This window comes from Shewanella hanedai (assembly GCF_007197645.1).
GTDB lineage: Bacteria > Pseudomonadota > Gammaproteobacteria > Enterobacterales > Shewanellaceae > Shewanella > Shewanella hanedai.
This window is the reverse complement of sequence record NZ_VKGK01000001.1, coordinates 182101-200748: the sequence shown is the minus strand read 5'-3', so window position 1 is coordinate 200748 and position 18648 is coordinate 182101. Positions and strand designations below refer to the sequence as shown.

Genomic DNA, 18648 nt, shown 5'->3' with positions numbered 1-18648 from the left:
ACAAATACTCTGCAATATCGATGCCATAAATACTGACAAAAAGTAACACATAGGTTCTTATTTTTCTTATTGATATTTAACTTTCACCGTCAACAGTCTTATTATCCGTCTATGCTTATAACAAGAAAAATTAGCACAATCAGAATAAGTATGGAATATTGAGTTAAGGTATCTCTTTAGTCACATAAGAAAGGATTAATGCAGACATTTACTAGCCAGCTCATCAATAGTCCTATCGGTTTTAAGCTGACGCTATCAATTGTTATTTTTAGCTCGTTAATTACAATATTAACAACAGGCTTTCAACTCGTTAGCGACTATAAAGGTGATGTCGACAGGATCGAACGACAATTTAATAATATAGAAAAAGTAAACCTAGATGTGCTGGCAGCCAGTATCTGGGTCATTGACGATCGTCTCATTAATACTCAAATCCATGGCCTTATTCAACTACCCGATATCACTTATATTTCCATTAATGATGACAGTGGCCAAGAATGGATTGCCGGTGAACCTTCACCAGAAAATACCATAGAAAAATCCTTCGAACTATCATACAGCTCAGGCAACGACCTCATTCCAGTCGGCACTTTACTCATTCAAGCAGATCTCAAAGCTGTTTACGATAAGCTTTTGGATCGTATAATTATTATCTTATTTTCCAATGCCATAAAAACCTTCATTGTGGCTGGGTTTATTCTGTTTTTGATCTGGTATATGGTCACTCGTCATCTGCATCGTTTAAGTCTGTACTGTCAAAAAATCGATCTCGACTCCCCTTTCGTGCCGTTAAATTTCGATCAGAATGAAAATAAAGATGATGAGTTCCATCAAGTCTCCCATGCCATCAATACCATGCAGCAACAGCTAAGAGCCTCTTTCGCAGATATCAAGCGATCCAAACAGGAACTGTTAGATGCATTAACCGACCGAGAAAGACTATTAGCACTTGAAACCAGTTATAAAGAAGAGCTCTCCAGCCAAGTAAAAGAGCAAACTCAGGAGCTCGAACAGTCATTACTGGTGCTTAAACGTGCTCAAGAAGTCTTAGTAGAACAGGAAAAAATGGCAGCGTTAGGCGGCTTGGTTTCCGGCGTGGCCCACGAAATAAATACCCCTATTGGGATTTGTTTAACCGCTGCCAGCTCGCAACTGAACCATATCGATGAGCTGATAAAAGTGATTCACAGCGAGAATGCGACGCTGGAAGAGATCAATACCATCTTAGAAGAGTACCAATTAAGTTGTGAGCTCATCGTCAATAATATTACCCGGGCAAGTAGCCTGATCCAGAAGTTTAAGACTGTCGCCGCACAGCAAAGCCAAGAAGAGAAACGAAGCTTTAACCTTCAACAAGAGCTAATAGATAGTCACGAATCCATCAAAGCCTTATTTAAAGGCATCGATGTAGACTTACAATTCGAAATCGACCCAATGTTATCAGTTAAAACGAATTATAACTTGCTGAAACAGATCACCACCAATGTGCTCTCAAACGCCTACGCTCACGCATTTAAGCAAGTTAGTCACCCTATTATCAACATTAAAGCTGAACTTGAAGGTACACAACTTAACATTTGGATTCAGGATAATGGCTCAGGAATAACGGAAGAAAATATCACCCGTATTTTCGAACCTTTCTTTACCACATCACGTAATAAAGGTGGCACTGGTCTTGGGCTCTCAGCCGCTTTCAACGCTACAACCTTATTAAAGGGAAGCATCAAGCTTCTTCCAGAATGTAAACTTGGAGGAGCATGTTTTCATATCGATTTCCCAATCGAGCTGTCTGAAGATGAAGAGCTTGATTCGGACATTTTTTTCGAAAACCTAAACTAATTCCAATTCAAGGTAAGACCAATCAACACAGTGATTGATGCAGAAAGCCTCGTCTACATCGACAAGGCTTGCAAGCATACTCATTATTTAGATAGAAACTGCTGCCCAGTCATCTTGCTAATTGCGATAATCACATCAACCGCTTTTTCCATAGACTCAAGGCAGATGTACTCATGCTTGCCATGAAAGTTATGCCCACCGGTAAAAATGTTCGGACAGGGCAGGTTCATGTAAGAGAGCCTAGCGCCGTCAGTGCCGCCCCTAATTGGCTTAACAATCGGTGTAATACCTTGGCTTATGAGTACCTGCTGAGCAATCTCTATAATATGTGGATAGGGTAATATCTGCTCTTTCATATTGAAGTAACTGTCGGTGAGTTCTATCTCTAAGCTTCCCACGACTAAATCGGCGTTATAGCTATTCACCCTGTCAGTTAACCACTGCTTACGCTTTTCGAAAGTATCGATATCAAAATCACGAATAAGATAGGTCAGCTCAGCTTCTTCAGTTTGGCCCTGCATGTTCACAAGGTGAAAGAAACCATCACGATCTTTGCTTCCCTCAGGGGTATCTTGCAACGGCATCTTAGCGTGAAAACGAGCCACCATAGTCTGAGCATTCACCATCACCCCATAAGCGGTTCCTGGATGACAATTGTTGCCTTTAGCTCGAATAACGGCTGTGGCTGCATTAAAATTCTCAAATTCTAGCTCACCTAACTGCCCACCATCGATGGTATAAGCCCATTGTGCACCGAAGCCAGGAACATCAAAATGATCGGCACCTCGCCCTATCTCTTCATCGGGCGTAAAGCACAATCTAATCTCGCCGTGTGAAATCTCTGGATGCTCCAAAAGGTAAGCTAAAGCTGTAATAATTTCAGCAATGCCCGCTTTATCATCTCCTCCCAGCAAACTCTCCCCATCCGTCGTGATGAGTGTTTGACCAATGTAGTTAAGCATACTAGGGAACTGTTCTGTACTTAGTAAACCACATTCTCCAAGTAAGATATCTTCACCATTATAATCTTCAATTATCTGAGGATTGACATTAGCGCCGTTAAAATCAGGAGCGGTATCTAAGTGAGCAATAAAACCAATACACGGAACCCCGTTGACGGTCTTTGGCACACTCGCAGTTAAATAACCGGATTCGGTTAATTCAACGCTCTGAAACCCGAGCTGTTCAAGCTCCGCTTTTAGCAAACTCGCAAATTCAAATTGTGAAGCGGTACTTGGGGACTGAGCGTTACTTTCATTAGACTGAGTATCAATCTTTATATAACGTAAAAAGCGCGTTAATAATGCTTGTCTCATAAGAGGGTGACCTAAAATACAAAGAGGCCAGATTCTAACAAGGCCATCCTGATAATCATTAGACCTATATCAAAGTTTATAAGATCAGAAGTGATTGTGGTTTAACGTGCGGATACTAGAAAGGTGTAAAAAGGCGTAAGTGTTATTACGCCTTAATGGTGCTTATTCAGCTTTTCTAGCCAACTTGATTAACACTCTGCTGGCAGCAATAAAGCCAAATGTGCCAGTGACTACCGTGACGGCACCAAAACCTGATGCACAATCCATTCTCATGCTGCCATCGGCATTTGCCTTGGTATTACACACACTACCATCAGCTTGAGGGTAAACGAGCTGTTCTGTTGAGAAAACCGCTTCGATACTAAAACGTCGTTGTAGATTTTTAGAAAAATTATATTCGCGTCTTAATATGTTGCGCACTTTAGCCAGCAAAGGATCTTGGTAAGTCTTGGCTAAATCAGTCACCTGAACCTGAGTGGGATCGACCTGTCCACCAGCCCCACCAACGGTAACGATGGGAAGCTTTTGTCGTTTACACCAAGCAATCAATGCTGCTTTAGGTTTTACGGCATCAATACAGTCAACCACAAAATCTAAATCACCAGCTTGCTTCCTCCCAATAAAGTAGTCACCTAAATTCTCAGGAGTAATGAAATCTTCAATCTGATTAACTTTACAATCTGGGTTAATCTGTAAAATACGCTCCGCCATCACTTCGACTTTAGATTCCCCTATTGTCTCTTTGAGGGCATGAATTTGACGGTTGGTATTGGTGACACAAATATCATCGAGATCGATAAGTGTTATCTCCCCGATCCCGCTTCTAGCTAAAGCCTCCGCGACCCAAGTTCCAACGCCACCAATGCCCACAACAGCAACATGGGATTGCGCAAATTGCCCTAATGCTTTTTGACCATATAAACGGCCAATACCGGCAAAGCGATTGATATAGGCTTCAGAAAGCACCATTTCTTCCAACACACACTCCAAACTTTATACCTAAACCCTATTGCACTAGAAACCTAAGTATTGGGTATTAGGTATCTAGACAGAGATTAAGGAATGAGAAATTAATTAAACTGATTTTATCTTATTTCAAGCTTAATAACTCAAACTTGTTTCCACTTATCTCCTCTTCTCACACATGTAAATAAACATCACAACAACAAACCAAACCACATGCGACATCACAAACCTTGTTAATGTTGCAGTGATAAATACACAAGCTTTTGTAATCGATATGATAAGAGCCTCATGCAATCAGTGTTTTGCGACAATAATCACAAAACAAAGTTCCACTTTTATGACAAACTCAGCCAAACAAAATCGACTTGAATACATTCAGATGGCAAAGCTTACGTCTAATAACCATTAGCGCTGACTCTATATAGACGAGTTAATAAGCTTGTTAACAAAGCAGCGGCTTTCGCACAAAAAGCTTAGTATTTGTCACATAAACAAATACTAAGCTGCAAGGGAAGGGAAAAGTTTGATCTTGCCCACACTCTTTTTAACATTAAATATATAAACTTCGGCCTCATATTTGTTACAAGACTGGATGCTTGAAACAATTAGAGAATCATAAACAACCATTAATAAATGGATAAGAACCTACGTTCTTGGGAGCAAAAAAAGACATGAAAAAAACACTTATTTCTGCATCAGTTGCATCTGTACTCACTCTGGCTTCATTCGGTGCGCTAGCCGAAGGCCCTAACTTCTATGGTCGTCTTGATCTTGCTGTAACTAATTCAGATCAAAGCACGACCCTTCAAGGCGGAACTAACGGTGTAACAGTTGGCGAAAGTGGAACTTACCTAGAAAATAACTTCTCTCATGTAGGTCTTAAAGGCAGCGAAAGCCTAACGAACAATATCGACATTATCTACCAGATGGAATTCCAAGTAGAAAACACCTCAAGCGAAGGTGACGTATTCAAAGCACGTAACACTTTCCTAGGTCTTAAAACTGTTGCTGGTACAGTACTTATTGGTCGTAACGACACAGTATTCAAGCAAGCTGAAGGTGGCATCGATGCATTCGGTAACTCTAACGCCGATATCGACCGTCTAGTTGCTGGTCAAACTCGTGCTGCAGATGGTATCTGGTACTACTCTCCAAAAATCGCTGACCTAGTAACATTGAACGCGACTTACCTAATGACTGACAACAACCAAGGTGCTGGTACAGACTCTGATGCTCAGTACGCATTAAGCGCAACTCTTGGTGACAAGAAGTTCAAAGCACAAAACTACTACTTCGCAGCAGCATACAACAAAGGCATTTCAAACATTGATGCATACCGCGCTGTAGCTCAAGCTAAGTTTGGTGACTTTAAAGTTGGTGGTTTCTTCCAAGACACTGAAAGCCAAAAGTATGACAATCTAGAAGGTAACACTTACTTTGTAAACGCTGTTTACAACCTAAACGGTGTTAACTTGAAAATTCAATACGGTGCTGACGAGTCAGGCCTAAGCAAGTACTTCACTAACTCATTCGGCTTACTAAACCCGAACGATGCAGATACTGCTGCTAACGAAACTAACGCAATGCTAGCTTCTATTAGCGATGTAAATGTACAAAACATCACTGTTGGTGCTGACTACAAGATCTCTAAATCAACGATGGTATACGGCCACTACGCTATGTACACTGGCGATTACAAAATTGCTGGCGCTAAGATTGATCTAGAAGACGACAACGTATTCACTGTAGGTATGCGCTACAACTTCTAATTTCACTTGCTGAATTTAGCTAAAAAGCGACCAAATGGTCGCTTTTTTTGTGTTCGAAATAGAGGAGGAAAAAATAAACTTTGAGCCTCAAGCTATCATGAACCCTCTTTAATGTTTTCTTTTAAGTTTATAGACAGACTCGGTTAACCAAGGCACCTCTTTATTCACAAAGCGGGGATTATCACTTAATACGTCTTCACAGCTAAGAAGTTCAACGTCGAAAAACTCATTCATATTTGCCACCACCCAATCATTAGATACAGCAAAGGGCGGGCCTTTCAATGCTTCCTGAGGATAATCCAAAGTGATGAGTAAACCGAGACTTTCTGGTGGGACTAGCTTAGCGAGCTTTTCAACATATGCCAGACGCATAGACTCAGGCCATGCAATTAAGGCGGCTCTATCATAGAAGGCTTTGACGTCGGGAAGCTCATTCGTTGTTAACGCGAAAATGTCCCCTTGATAGATCACAACTTGCTCTGCATCAAACTGATTAAGTTTGCCTGCCGACGCTGTTACTGAACTCATTGAATATGCGAGACTGTTCTCTGTAAAAAACTGCTCAACGGCAGCCTGACTTAACTCGCATCCCAATACTTTATGCCCGAGTTCAGCCAGATAACAGATATCTAGCGTTTTACCACACAGAGGCACAAACACCTCGCTATCGGGGGATAAATTTAGATTAGACCAGTATTTAAGCAACAGAGGATTGACCTCATGTTGATGAAAACCTATCTGCTTTGCATCCCATTTACTGTGCCAAAAACTGGGTTCCATAAATCTGTCCTATTCAGTCCGAGTCGAGAAAAACACTTATCATTAAAAGCATCATACGCTAATAGGAACCGATTTTGGTTGCAAAGCATTTCTTCGTTCACCCATTCGAAAATTATTCTATTGCTAGTACCTGTTGGGCTTTTCGCAGCCACACACAGTTTTCACACTCACAGTTTCTTCTGGATAAATGATGAGGACTCAAGCTTGAATCGATAAAATCAACGGCGATTAACAGCTGTTGTTTGATCTCTTGGATTGGTTTTTCTTCCACTGCGACAAGTTCATCGTTGTGGTTCATCCACACGCACTCCATCTCTTGATGGCAGCTCAGGCATTGATCGTCATTGGAATTAAAAAAGCCAGCATGAGGGCAGAACTTCAATTCCATCGACTGAACAATGCGCTTTCTTGGGTAGTCGAGTAGTTCAATTAACAGGGCTTTATCAACTTGTGTCATATGCCCTCCTTTTGTTTGAGCGTGCCTTCAACAACATAATCAAGAAGACACTCAGATTAGACCTATTAATGAGATTACCTGTCAAAGTTTGTCATTGAATTGATATAGGTCAAAGTCATGGACGATATGGTTCGATAGGGGCTAACTTTCACTATAATCATATAGATATATTAGGTTTTTTGTGAATCCGTATTCACTAACTAAACAAACTCACTATAGGAGATCAGCATAACCATACAAAATCGCAAAAGTGTTTTATTAAAAAGGTATTGGCATAAGGCTCAGCTTATTGATTTAATGAGAGAGAGTCCCTAACACGAGTGTAAATTGCCCAATATGCCAAATTCTCTGCCGCCATTTACACAGACTACTGATCATTCACCGTCAGCAAGCACTAAACCAGAACCTCAAATACAACACTTCTATATCTCTGAAGAGCAGTCTGTCTACCTACTCAAAGCTTACGATGCACGTAAACACCGAGCCTGGATCCGCTTATGTAAACAACAGCTGGCTAAATTAGGTTATGTGGACTTGGATTTAGTGGGTAAAGGCGCCTATGGATTCGTCTTTTCTGGTATCAATCCTAACGGTGAAGCTCATGTATTTAAATTCTCTCGTGTCACTTTACCCCAGCATATTCAGGATCGCTTAGAAGAAGAGGCCTACATGTTGTCTCAGGTTAAGCATCCCAACGTACCGCCAATGATTAAATTTGCCCATGGAGGAAAACAAGGGATCTTAGTTATGGCAAGGGCGCCAGGTGAAGATCTTGAGCAACTGTGCCTAAAAATGGGCGCCCTCCCCACTTATATGGTGATGAATATTGCTAGGCAATTAGCCAACATTCTTCAATACCTGCACCATGGTCGCCCCTTAGTTCATGGGGACATCAAGCCTTCCAATTTAGTTTATGACGTCGAAACCGATCACCTCTCACTCATCGACTGGGGTTCTGCCGTCTTTGCACAACGAGATGCACAGGGTAAGCCTGTCAACGGTAACGTGATGGATCTGCTTTCAAGCGATCATCAACACACCAATGCCAGAATGGGGGATGTCTATTTTATCGGTGAAGAGCAACTTAATGGCGAGCTCTCAAACACAAGATTTGATGAACAAGGAGCTGCCGCAACGCTTTACGCTATCGCATCAGGGCAAGCGAGTCGCTTTGGCAGCAAAGTCATTAAAGCCACCAGCATTGGTTTACCCATGGAACTTGCCAGAACATTAGATGGCATGCTCAGCGATGATCCAGAACAAAGAAAACAGGCCGGTGATTATTTCCTTAAAAGCATGCTCCACAGCCACAGATTACACCTGCCAGTGATCCCTGTGCCGCCTATCGTCGAAGATATTCCGATTTGGGAACTGACCCGTGAGCGAGACGTTGAAACGGTTATTTATAGTTCACGAAAATCTTTCCTCAAAGAGCACACAAGCGAAGCGCCTGTCGAGAAGATGGATGATCTGCAGCTTGAGAAATATTACCGTAACTTCATGGCAGGCATGGGCGATACAGAAAAAGGCTTTATCGCCGCCGTAGGCCGTATTAGTCAATATTCAATCGTGGGAGGATTAGCAATACATTGGCGAGACACTGGCGTTTTTATCGACTCTAACCTTGCTCTTTACCGCAGTGAAGAGAAAGAAGCACTAACCTTAGCGGTCAATAATATGGTGACACTCGCTAGGGGCATCCAAAAGATAGGGGTATTTAAGGCTTGCTTCTTCAATGCCAGAGACACGCTTCATCTCGAACGAAAAGACACAAGCCAACCTTTTCAGATTGACCCGGATCAACAATTGCCATTCGAAGTGGGTGGTGTGCCTTCGCTAGAGGATAAGTCTCGCCTGCACTCCTATTTCGAAGATGGTCGAGATCCCGATGAAAACCTCGAGCTCCCCCGTGAGATCATGACTGAACTCAACTGGATCAATAAGATCCACCACACTGGCTGTATCATCTTCGAAGTGTTACCCAACCACATGAAGGTGCACAGCTATCTCAGATTACTCAACCCAAGAAAGCAGGCAGCGTTTAGAGCCTGCCTAGATAGGATTTTAGTTCATGTGGATAAAATTCAGGGGAAAGGGGTGTCAGGATTTATGAAGTTACCCTACAAAAACACCCGTAGATTTAGCCATATTGACAGTAAAGATGAATGGTTTTACCCAAAAAATCCGAAGAAAAACAAATCCAAGTAACTTGAATGCTTAGACATAAGTGCCATTCAGCAGAGCAAACAGGTGCGTCTACCGCTTCTCGTCTTTGTTATCCTCTTTATACTCAACTTTATGTTCATTCGGCTCTTGCTTGTGTTCAAAGTCGCCGTCAAAAGTATCGCCACCTTGGGGGTTTTGGCTGTCTCGATTAAATGGGTCTTGCCCAAAAGGGGAACCAGCACCAGGTCTAAACCCACCTTGAAATCCTCCTTGAAACCCGCCATTAGCAGCCGCTTTAAGTTGCATTCTTTTGTAGAGAAATCCGGCAAGAGGCGTTCGAGTAATAGGTGTCAATAACAGTAACCCGAAGGCATCGGTGACAAAACCCGGTATCAATAACAACAATCCAGCCAGTGCTAACATCATACCCTCAACAATTTCCTGTCCAGGTGCTTCGCCACGGGCCAGCTTTTGCTGAACCTGCATCAAGGTACTTATTCCCTGACTGCGCACTAAAGAAACACCAACAATTGCTGTGAAAAAGACAAGTCCAACCGTCGTCCAGCTACCTAAGGATTCACCAACACGGATCAATACGTTTAGCTCAATCACAGGAACTAGAATAAAAATGGCTATAAAAACAAAAAACACATCAACCTCACAACTTCTAGGATAGAAAAAACAATTGTACCCAATATGAAAACTAAATGGGGGTTTTCGGGTCTATTTTCAAGTAAAGTAGCTTCAATACTCAGACTCAGTAAGTTTACAGTCTTTAGCTTAAATCAATTTTAATTGATTAATCTATGTAATGGATGAGATGGCAATAAGATGCAAGATGAATGTTTGCTGGTAATAACCAGCTGCCCTACCCATGAGGTAGCCTCTGATTTAGCCAAGCTATTAGTTGAAAGTAGACTGGCAGCCTGTGCACAAATATCGGCTCCCCGAATACCTTAAGTGGATTCGCGAAACCAGTAGATAAAGTTAACAGCAATGAATCTATTACTTTGCGCTTGGCATCGTAATATCCAGGTCAGCCACCGATTTTGATTGGATAAAGAAACAAAATAAGCATGAAAAAAATAATAACTCTGGCACTTTCATTAGTGCTCACAAGCTCCCTACTGTTCTTGGCACCATTCGTACACAGCGAAGGGGTTTTCAGTAACAGTAAGTTCAGCTTCCTTCAGAACGAACCGACATTGATGCCAGTTGATGAAGCCTTTGTCTTCGACTTCAAACAAGAGGGGGATAAACTCAAAATCAGCTGGGTCATTGCTGACGGTTACTACATGTACCGTGACAAGCTAAAATTTGAAGCCAAGGGCGCCGAGCTCGGTGAAATAGCCTTACCTAAAGGCAAAAACCATGACGATGAATATTTCGGCCTGCAGGAGGTTTACTACTCCTTCGTCGAAATCCCAATAGCAATTAAGCAAGCCGATGAACAAAGTAACCTCACAGTCACCTTTATGGGTTGCGCTGAAGGTAAACTGTGCTTTCCACCAACAAAAAAACAAGTACCGCTATCTGCAGTTGCTGCTAACGATGGTTTACTGGGCAACCATGTCCAAAGCCAAACCACTCAAGATATAGACAATACTGAAGACAACAAAGCAGCCTCAGCGCCAATAACCCAGCAAGATAGCCTAAGTCAGATGCTGTCTGGTGACAGCTTACTCTGGACCTTAGTGATCTTCTTCGGTTTAGGCATAGGCCTAGCACTGACTCCTTGCGTCTTCCCAATGTATCCGATCCTGTCTGGCATTATTGTCGGTCAAGGTGAAAAGCTATCCACCGCTAAAGCCTTTACCCTATCGATGGTGTATGTCCAAGGTATGGCAATCACCTATTCCCTATTAGGGCTCGTGGTGGCGTCGGCGGGGATGAAATATCAAGCTGCACTGCAACATCCAGCAGTTCTCATCGTCTTGGCCATACTCTTCTTTATCTTAAGTCTGTCGATGTTCGGCTTGTATGATCTCAAGCTACCCGCTAGTTGGCAGGAGAAGATGAACCGCTTCTCCAATAACCAGAAAGGAGGCAATGTCATTGGTGTCTTCGTGATGGGGATTATCTCAGGCTTAGTCGCGTCTCCTTGTACTACTGCGCCACTGTCTGGAGCGCTTGTTTATGTCGCCCAAACCGGTGATCTTCTGCAGGGCTTCTTAGCATTATATGTATTAAGTATGGGCATGGGCTTACCTCTGCTTATCATAGGCACTTCTGGCGGCAAGCTACTGCCAAGAGCTGGCAGCTGGATGGATATCATCAAGACGATATTTGGTTTCCTATTAATTGCCGTTTCCGTGGTGATGATAGGTCGAATCTGGCCAGGTGTGGTCTCTGATATCTTGTGGTCAATTTGGGGCGTTGCGCTAATAGGCTACCTTATGCACCAAAACAAACTGACCGAATTTAGCTGGAAACAGTCGACTCGCTCAGTGCTGCTCACCTTGTGTTTATTAGGCAGTTTCTCCTACGGCTTCCAAGCCGTTATGACTGAGCTTGGCGTACAAGGTCATAACACGACTGAAAAGGTACAATTACACGGCCATAAGCGCATTAAAACTATCGTCGACTTAGAGACTGAGGTCGCCAATGCTGCCGCTCAAGGTAAGCCAGTAATGTTAGATCTGTATGCCGATTGGTGTGTCGCCTGCAAAGAGTTTGAAGCGATCACGTTTAAGGATCCACAAGTGCAAGAGCGTTTGTCGCAAATTGTTTTCCTTCAAGCTGATGTCACTAACAATGATATGCAGGATATCGAGCTATTAGAACATTATGACGTGTTAGGTCTGCCAACTCTCATCATGTTTGATAGCTCAGGTGAACTGAGTGACGAGCTCAGAGTCACCGGTTTTATGAAGCCTGAACCTTTTGCTCAGCACTTGGATCTGTTGTTGGCAAAATAGACCGTTTGAAAATATAAAAGAAACCTCCGCAAGGAGGTTTCTTCCTTCCGTTAGCCCTGCGATTCCCTATCCCATTCTTTTGTTAAAAGACACCTATTTTCAATTAATTTTTATTTATAATTAATCTAAATATTATACAATAATCAGCAGTTAACTTAATCCGAACTGGAGACCCATGGAACCCGCCATTCTTATTATCACGCTAGCTTGTGGCATGCTTGTCAGTCGAGTAGGCCTACCGCCTCTTATCGGCTATCTTGTCGCAGGATTTGCGTTATTCCTGTTTGGTATTGATGAGTCAAGTCTGCCATTGCTGGAGCAACTAGCTGAACTTGGCGTCACCCTACTCCTGTTTGCCATTGGCCTTAAACTGGATATTAAAAGTCTATTTAAAGCTGAGGTTTGGGCGGGTTCCAGTCTCCATCTAATGGGCTCCATGCTGTTCTTTATCCCGCTCCTTAAACTCTTGGGAATGCTGGGGCTTGAGCAATTAACGGGTCTGGAATTTAATCAGCTAGCATTATTAGCATTTGCCTTGAGTTTCTCCAGTACCATCTTTGCCGTTAAAGTGCTCGAAGATAAAGGCGACATGCAGTCCCTTTACGGACGTGTCGCCATCGGTATCTTGATTATGCAAGATATCTTTGCCGTGGCCTTCCTCACCATTTCCAAAGGTGATATCCCGTCGGTCTGGGCATTTGGACTCCTGCTGTTGCCGCTCGCAAAACCACTGATTTACCGCGCCTTTGATCGAGTCGGTCATGGTGAGCTACTTGTGCTGTTTGGCTTAGTAATGGCATTGGTATTAGGCGCTTGGTTGTTCGAAGTTGTTGGTCTGAAACCGGATCTTGGTGCGCTGATTATCGGCATATTGTTGGCGGGACACCCTAAATCGTCAGAACTGGCTAAGTCTCTCTTCTACTTTAAAGAGCTTTTCCTCGTTGCCTTCTTCCTGACTGTTGGACTTAATGGATTACCCAGTTTTTCCGATATCGGATTGGCCACCATTCTAGTACTCATCATTCCGATTAAAATCTTGCTTTTCCTCTACTTATTGACCCATTTCAAACTCAGGTCTCGTACTGCGTTAATGAGCTCGTTTAGCTTAGGTAACTACAGTGAGTTTGGCTTAATTGTGGCAGCGGTAGCGACAAGTAAAGGCTGGCTTCCCTCTCAATGGATGGTGATCCTTGCCGTTGCTCTAAGCATGAGTTTTCTCTTAGCCGCACCACTGAATGCAGTATCGAGCAGGCTATATCAGAAGTATCAGCGACGTTTGATTAAGCTTGAAAAACACCCCTTGCACCCTGAAGACAGACCCATTCCGGTTGGTAACCCAAGATTCCTTATCTTAGGGATGGGGCGGATTGGTTGTGGGGCATACGATGAACTCAAGGCTAAATTCGATGGTGAGATTTTAGGCATAGAACATAAACAAGATCTCGCGGACTTTCATCAAAGTCAGGGGCGTAATGTTGTGCAAGGTGATGCCTCTGATACTGACTTTTGGGAAAAACTCGATCACGCACCAAATCTGGAACTGGTCCTGTTAGCGATGCCACATCATGTGGGTAATCAGTTTGCAGTAGAGCAACTCAACAGACTTAACTACAAAGGTAAGTTGAGCGCTATCGTCAAATACAGCGAAGATGCTCAGTCTTTAAGAGAAAGTGGCGTACATTGCGTCTATAACCTTTACGAAGCAGCCGGTGCGGGTTTTGTTGATCATGTTGTCAAAGATTTGCTCGCCAAAAACAACATTAATGCTGATAAGCCTGAGGTGCAGCTACACAGGTAGTCCTTTTGATATCAAAGGATTAATATAATAACAGGTGCGCCAGAATTCAACTTTAAGACGTGTTTTCGGCCGCCTGTTTCCTTGTTAAATAGCGACAGAATCGTTCAACTTCCATTTAATCTCTGATTTTCCGAGCATTCGTTTGCCAAAAATCCCCCTGAGTCGATCACTTTCTTATATCGATTGGTATGAACTCATGATATAAATTAAATCATGGTCATATTATAAAAAGTTCAATCAAAACAATTTAGGATAGTTTTATAGCATGTCGAATCCTGCTCAACGCGCAAACAAGTTATTTGTGCAAACTTTTGGTACCACCGCAGATGCGCTTTATATGGCACCTGGCCGAGTAAATTTAATCGGTGAACATACAGATTACAATGACGGATTTGTGCTTCCTGCTGCCATTAATTTCCACACCATTATCGCGGTAAAGCGTCGTGAAGACGCACAATTTCGCGCCATTTCAGAGGCCTTCCCTGGTGATATCAAAGAGTGGGAATTTGGCAACGAAGGTCTGATGAGCCCAGAAGATGGCTGGAGTAACTATCTTAAAGGGTTTACGGCTGCCATGGCAGCATCTGGCCTGCCCGCGAAAGGGCTCGACATCTCAGTAGTGAGTACGGTTCCTTTAGGCGCGGGTCTATCTTCATCTGCCGCATTAGAGCTTGCATTCGGTACCGCTGTTAACGATTGCAGTCAATTAAGATTATCCCCCCTTGCCGTTGCTCAAATGTCCCAACGCGGTGAAAACCAATATGTAGACTGCGCCTGCGGCATCATGGATCAAATGATCAGCGCCTTAGGTCAGCAAGATCACGCGCTACTTATCGATTGTGAAGATTACGACAGTGAATCTGTCTCTATCCCCGATAGCCTAAGTCTTATCATCGTCAACTCCAACGTACAACGTGGATTGGTGGAGTCTGAATATAATCATAGACGTGAGCAGTGTGAAAGTGTCGCCGAGCATTTTGGCCTAGATACCTTGAGGCATCTAGATCTCACGCAGCTAGAAGCATCAAAGTCTGAACTTAGCGATGAGTGTTACCGACGTGCAAGACATGTCTTAACCGAGAACCGACGCACTCAAAATGCAGCTCATGCTCTGGAAGCTGGCAACATTGCCAAGCTCAGTGAACTCATGGCGCAATCCCATGCATCTATGCGTGATGATTTTGAAATCTCAGTGCCTGAAATTGACACACTTGTCGACATTATCTCTGCCGTAGTGGGCCAACGTGGAGGGGTCAGAATGACCGGCGGTGGATTTGGTGGCTGCGTTGTCGCGTTAGTCGATCATGAACTCACCGATGCGGTCGTCGAGGCTATTGAAAACCAATACCCTGATAAAACAGGCTTAGAAGCAACGGTTTACCTATGTTCTGCATGCGATGGTGCTGCGCGAGTCGATGAAGACTTTTATTAACCCCAAATAGTAAACTCAGAATATCTACACAAGAAAAGGATGCTTTTATGGTACGTTTTCGCACGTTAGAACCTTGGGAAGATCCCCGAGGGGGCCACATTGAACGTGTCAGAATTGATAACGGCATCATCGCATTAGAGGTACTGAGTTTAGGTGGGATCATTCGTTCATTATGGACTCCTGATAAAAATGGCGAACGAGGCAATATTGTTTTAGGTTGTGACTCGGCTGAGGATTACTTAGCTCAAGGCGCTCACTTAGGTGCGATTGCTGGACGTTATGCGAATAGAGTTGCTAATGGCCAGATGAGCTACCAAGGCGAATCCTACCGACTGGATGTCAATCAAGCTACCAACTGCCTTCATGGCGGTAGCGAAGGCTTCAACCGCAAACATTGGCATATTGGCGCACTCCCCGATGGCGTCAGACTCAGTTTAACCAGTCCAGATGGAGATATGGGGTTTCCTGGCAACTGTAACCTGCAACTGGATTATCGCTTAGTGGGAAATAACCTTTATATGGAGATTTTTGCCTCCACTGATAAGGCATGTCCCATCAGCTTAACTCAGCACAGCTATTTTAATTTAGAAGGCCCACAATCAAACTCCAATCGAGACCACAAGCTGCAAATTGACAGTCAGACTCTACTCACTCTCAATCAATTGGGGCTTCCGACTGGGACAAGTCATGTCGCGGGTCATTTACTCGATTTTAGGCAGGCTAAATTATTGGGCCCAGTGCAGGAAGATGAAGCGTTTTCCGCAACTTGTGGGATAGACCACTGTTACTTAACCAATGCTAACCATGCTGAATTGACTCGTTTTGGAGCGCTTAGCGCACCTAAGTCCGGCAGAACGATGACCTTATACACCAATCAGCCAAGCGTGCAGATATATGGGGCTAATTTTTTACAGGGAGAAAAGGGAAGAAATGGTCAAGTGTTAGCGAGCCATCAAGCTATCTGCATTGAGCCGCAACAGATCCCCGATGGACCTAACAAAACCAAGTTGGTCAGCGACCCATGGATAAACCCCGGCCAAGTTTACCACCATATAAGCCGCTACCAATTTGGGAGCTGTTAATTAATATAAGCCTTAGTTCATCTAAAACTTAGTGCATCTAAGGCCTATATTAACTGTACTAAACAGACTACTCTTCGAGCCCACCGGACCAACCATCTGCAAACTCCCTGTCCAAGCTTTCTGAACCGCTGTCTAGATCATCCGTGACTTTCTCTTTGTCAGTCTCTTTTTTCATGGGCTTATTTTTGACTAACGGTCTCGGCGTAGAGGAGTTTGCCTCTACCCAGCCCTCATGCTTGCTCATGAACTTACTACGTGCACAACTCCAAGCAGTACCATAAGTCTCTTCAGCTTTCTTAACCGACGCGCTATCGAGATCGTGAAGGTTGTTTCTCACTATCTCTTCTGCATATTCGATTATCGAATCTCTTTGAGCATTATAAAGGTAGATACGCCCCGCTGAAGCCTCTGGAAACTGCTTATCATAAATGACGATCGCGTTGCCACGGGCAGTTCTTAGTTCGCCATACCAAATAGGTGTTTTCGCTGTATTATACATATATGCCAATATCCTTAAATCAACACATACAGGTGGGATACAAGGTCAACAAACACAAGCAGAGACCGTACCAACCTATGCTATTTCAAATTAGGCCACATCGACTGATGTGCACCAGCTCATCAAAATATTCATCACAGTCCAGCTTAAGGCACTCAAGAAAAGTGTGTTTCTGAACTGAGATCGAATTTAGTTCAAAGCATGAATTATTCAAGTTTTCACGTTGAAAACCACAAATGTGAAGCAATAATCCAATAAAACTAATTTAAACCATTTGATAAGAGAGGATTTGATACCTGCGGCCAGTAAACGACCTCAGTACCACAGATTCCTCTTTTCAAATATCACTGAAATGCCAGCGAAAATGTAAGCTAAAACAAGCAGGTTTACGTCTCTGTCTTATATCTTTATCTATCTAAATCACTAGTACTAACTTCCCCCTATGGCTTCCAGACTCCATTAAATCATGAGCTTTCGCACACTCACTCAGGGCAAACTCTGCAAAAATATGTGGTTTGAGCTGATACTTATTTTCAGAGTCACTCACTAACAGGGGCCAAACTTTCGCTAACAGTTGTGCAGCTATCTCTGTTTTTGCAGCAACATTCTGTGGCCTTAATGTAGACCCCGTCCAAGTAAGCCGCTTGGCCATAATACGAAAAATATCAACCTCAGCTTTAGGGCCTCGTTGCATAGCAACTGACACCATACGACCATCGACAGCTAACGCTTTTAAGTTCTCATTGATAAAATCGCCACCGGCCACATCAAGCACGACCTCAACACCAATACCTTGGGTATATTCCATGACTTGCTTAACAAAATTCTCATGGTAATTGATGGCCAAATCCGCACCTAAACCACGACAATAATCACATTTTTCATCACTGCCAGAGGTTGCGATAACCCGAGCACCAAACGCTTTAGCCAACACGATAGCCGCACTACCTATCCCTCCCGAACCGCCATGGATAAGTACCGTTTCACCCGCTTTTAATCCAGCGCGCATAAACAGGTTTCCCCAGACTGTAAAGAAGGTCTCTACAATGGCTCCAGCCTCTTGATAACGCCAACCTTCAGGGATCGGTAAACAATGATCTGCATAAGTCGCCACATATTCACCATAACCACCACCGGGAACCAAAGCACAGACTTTATCCCCCAACTTCCACTGACTCACCTGAGCACCAATTGCGACCACCTCACCAGCAACCTCTAACCCTAAAATAGAACTCGCTCCTTGAGGTGCAGGATAAACGCCTTTACGCTGAGCCACATCAGGGCCGTTGACGCCAGCAGTCTTCACCTGAATCAATACTTGATCCGATTCAAGTACAGGTAATGAAGAACGTTTTATATGCATGACTTGCGGCAAGCCAGGTGCGTCAAAAGCAATATGGGCATAATCGAGTGGAAGTGAATAACCAAGCATATGTAATGACTTTATGGGATTAATATACCCCTATAAATACACCTCAAACTGTCACAGATCAATCATAAAAAGCGCCATAACTCGTCAGTAATATCAAAATTCAGCAGATATCACCTGTAAGCCAGATTTTTAAAGGGCTCTGTACCTCTGGTCATAAAAACGTTCAAAAAAAGATCGGCTTTATATTGTATATA

General features: G+C 43.3%; 15 protein-coding genes. 8 read left to right on the top strand and 7 right to left on the bottom strand.

All coding sequences use genetic code 11. The features are described from left to right. The first annotated feature begins 198 nt into the window (after positions 1-198). The gene (locus FN961_RS00785; RefSeq protein ID WP_143562644.1) at positions 199-1839 is read left to right on the top strand and encodes a sensor histidine kinase; all 1641 of its coding nucleotides are present in this window, start codon (positions 199-201) and stop codon (positions 1837-1839) included. An 83-nt stretch (positions 1840-1922) separates the two neighbouring features. Here FN961_RS00785 and pepT read toward each other — a convergent pair whose 3' ends face one another. Both pepT and tcdA read right to left on the bottom strand, forming a co-directional pair. Then, positions 1923-3155, bottom strand: a complete 1233-nt coding sequence (gene pepT / locus FN961_RS00780; RefSeq protein WP_143562643.1) for a peptidase T — start codon at positions 3153-3155, stop codon at positions 1923-1925. Between the two features lie 162 nt (positions 3156-3317). Next, entirely contained in the window at positions 3318-4124 is an 807-nt protein-coding gene (tcdA, locus tag FN961_RS00775; protein ID WP_143562839.1) for a tRNA cyclic N6-threonylcarbamoyladenosine(37) synthase TcdA, read from the bottom strand. Positions 4125-4792: 668 nt separating this feature from the next. On the opposite strand from tcdA, the gene FN961_RS00770 reads away from it, so the two are divergent. Further along, the gene (locus FN961_RS00770; RefSeq protein WP_143562642.1) at positions 4793-5890 is read left to right on the top strand and encodes a porin; all 1098 of its coding nucleotides are present in this window, start codon (positions 4793-4795) and stop codon (positions 5888-5890) included. A gap of 108 nt (positions 5891-5998) precedes the next feature. Here the strand turns inward: FN961_RS00770 and FN961_RS00765 are convergent, their stop codons facing one another. Both FN961_RS00765 and FN961_RS00760 read right to left on the bottom strand, forming a co-directional pair. Then, positions 5999-6670 (bottom strand): thiopurine S-methyltransferase, encoded by a 672-nt coding sequence (locus FN961_RS00765; protein WP_143562641.1) that lies wholly within the window; start codon positions 6668-6670, stop codon positions 5999-6001. 112 nt (positions 6671-6782) lie between these two features. Continuing rightward, a complete protein-coding gene (locus FN961_RS00760) occupies positions 6783-7127 on the bottom strand; it encodes a hypothetical protein (RefSeq protein ID WP_143562640.1) in 345 nt (114 codons plus the stop codon). 336 nt (positions 7128-7463) lie between these two features. Here FN961_RS00760 and FN961_RS00755 point away from each other — a divergent pair, with 336 nt between their 5' ends. After that, complete coding sequence (locus FN961_RS00755) at positions 7464-9335, top strand: protein kinase domain-containing protein (RefSeq protein ID WP_143562639.1); 1872 nt, start codon at positions 7464-7466, stop codon at positions 9333-9335. Between the two features lie 48 nt (positions 9336-9383). On the opposite strand, the gene FN961_RS00750 is transcribed toward FN961_RS00755, so the two are convergent. Further along, positions 9384-9944, bottom strand: a complete 561-nt coding sequence (locus tag FN961_RS00750) for an FxsA family protein (protein ID WP_143562638.1) — start codon at positions 9942-9944, stop codon at positions 9384-9386. Positions 9945-10124: 180 nt separating this feature from the next. On the opposite strand from FN961_RS00750, the gene cutA reads away from it, so the two are divergent. The 5 genes from cutA (at position 10125) to FN961_RS00725 (ending at position 16523) form a co-directional block, all read left to right on the top strand. Then, a complete protein-coding gene (cutA, locus tag FN961_RS26110; RefSeq protein WP_143562637.1) occupies positions 10125-10253 on the top strand; it encodes a divalent cation tolerance protein CutA in 129 nt (42 codons plus the stop codon). A 116-nt stretch (positions 10254-10369) separates the two neighbouring features. Then, positions 10370-12211, top strand: a complete 1842-nt coding sequence (locus FN961_RS00740; RefSeq protein WP_143562636.1) for a protein-disulfide reductase DsbD — start codon at positions 10370-10372, stop codon at positions 12209-12211. A gap of 175 nt (positions 12212-12386) precedes the next feature. Further along, a complete protein-coding gene (locus FN961_RS00735) occupies positions 12387-14009 on the top strand; it encodes a cation:proton antiporter family protein (RefSeq protein WP_143562635.1) in 1623 nt (540 codons plus the stop codon). A 265-nt stretch (positions 14010-14274) separates the two neighbouring features. Then, positions 14275-15441, top strand: a complete 1167-nt coding sequence (gene galK, locus FN961_RS00730; RefSeq protein WP_143562634.1) for a galactokinase — start codon at positions 14275-14277, stop codon at positions 15439-15441. A 47-nt stretch (positions 15442-15488) separates the two neighbouring features. Continuing rightward, a complete protein-coding gene (locus FN961_RS00725) occupies positions 15489-16523 on the top strand; it encodes an aldose epimerase family protein (RefSeq protein WP_143562633.1) in 1035 nt (344 codons plus the stop codon). Between the two features lie 67 nt (positions 16524-16590). On the opposite strand, the gene FN961_RS00720 is transcribed toward FN961_RS00725, so the two are convergent. Both FN961_RS00720 and FN961_RS00715 read right to left on the bottom strand, forming a co-directional pair. Further along, on the bottom strand, positions 16591-17022 hold the full coding sequence (locus FN961_RS00720; RefSeq protein ID WP_143562632.1) for a hypothetical protein: 432 nt from the start codon (positions 17020-17022) through the stop codon (positions 16591-16593). A gap of 415 nt (positions 17023-17437) precedes the next feature. Further along, positions 17438-18454: an NAD(P)H-quinone oxidoreductase gene (locus FN961_RS00715; protein ID WP_143562631.1), complete on the bottom strand. Its 1017-nt coding sequence runs from the start codon at positions 18452-18454 to the stop codon at positions 17438-17440. Positions 18455-18648: the final 194 nt, after the last annotated feature.

Bases quoted from the DNA above. Each gene is read 5' to 3' on its own strand.
- FN961_RS00785 (WP_143562644.1), top strand. From the start codon at position 199: ATGCAGACATTTACTAGCCAGCTCATCAATAGTCCTATCGGTTTTAAG.
- pepT (WP_143562643.1), bottom strand. From the start codon at position 3,155: ATGAGACAAGCATTATTAACGCGCTTTTTACGTTATATAAAGATTGAT.
- tcdA (WP_143562839.1), bottom strand. From the start codon at position 4,124: ATGGTGCTTTCTGAAGCCTATATCAATCGCTTTGCCGGTATTGGCCGT.
- FN961_RS00770 (WP_143562642.1), top strand. From the start codon at position 4,793: ATGAAAAAAACACTTATTTCTGCATCAGTTGCATCTGTACTCACTCTG.
- FN961_RS00765 (WP_143562641.1), bottom strand. From the start codon at position 6,670: ATGGAACCCAGTTTTTGGCACAGTAAATGGGATGCAAAGCAGATAGGT.
- FN961_RS00760 (WP_143562640.1), bottom strand. From the start codon at position 7,127: ATGACACAAGTTGATAAAGCCCTGTTAATTGAACTACTCGACTACCCA.
- FN961_RS00755 (WP_143562639.1), top strand. From the start codon at position 7,464: ATGCCAAATTCTCTGCCGCCATTTACACAGACTACTGATCATTCACCG.
- cutA (WP_143562637.1), top strand. From the start codon at position 10,125: ATGCAAGATGAATGTTTGCTGGTAATAACCAGCTGCCCTACCCATGAG.
- FN961_RS00740 (WP_143562636.1), top strand. From the start codon at position 10,370: ATGAAAAAAATAATAACTCTGGCACTTTCATTAGTGCTCACAAGCTCC.
- FN961_RS00735 (WP_143562635.1), top strand. From the start codon at position 12,387: ATGGAACCCGCCATTCTTATTATCACGCTAGCTTGTGGCATGCTTGTC.
- galK (WP_143562634.1), top strand. From the start codon at position 14,275: ATGTCGAATCCTGCTCAACGCGCAAACAAGTTATTTGTGCAAACTTTT.
- FN961_RS00725 (WP_143562633.1), top strand. From the start codon at position 15,489: ATGGTACGTTTTCGCACGTTAGAACCTTGGGAAGATCCCCGAGGGGGC.
- FN961_RS00720 (WP_143562632.1), bottom strand. From the start codon at position 17,022: ATGTATAATACAGCGAAAACACCTATTTGGTATGGCGAACTAAGAACT.
- FN961_RS00715 (WP_143562631.1), bottom strand. From the start codon at position 18,454: ATGCTTGGTTATTCACTTCCACTCGATTATGCCCATATTGCTTTTGAC.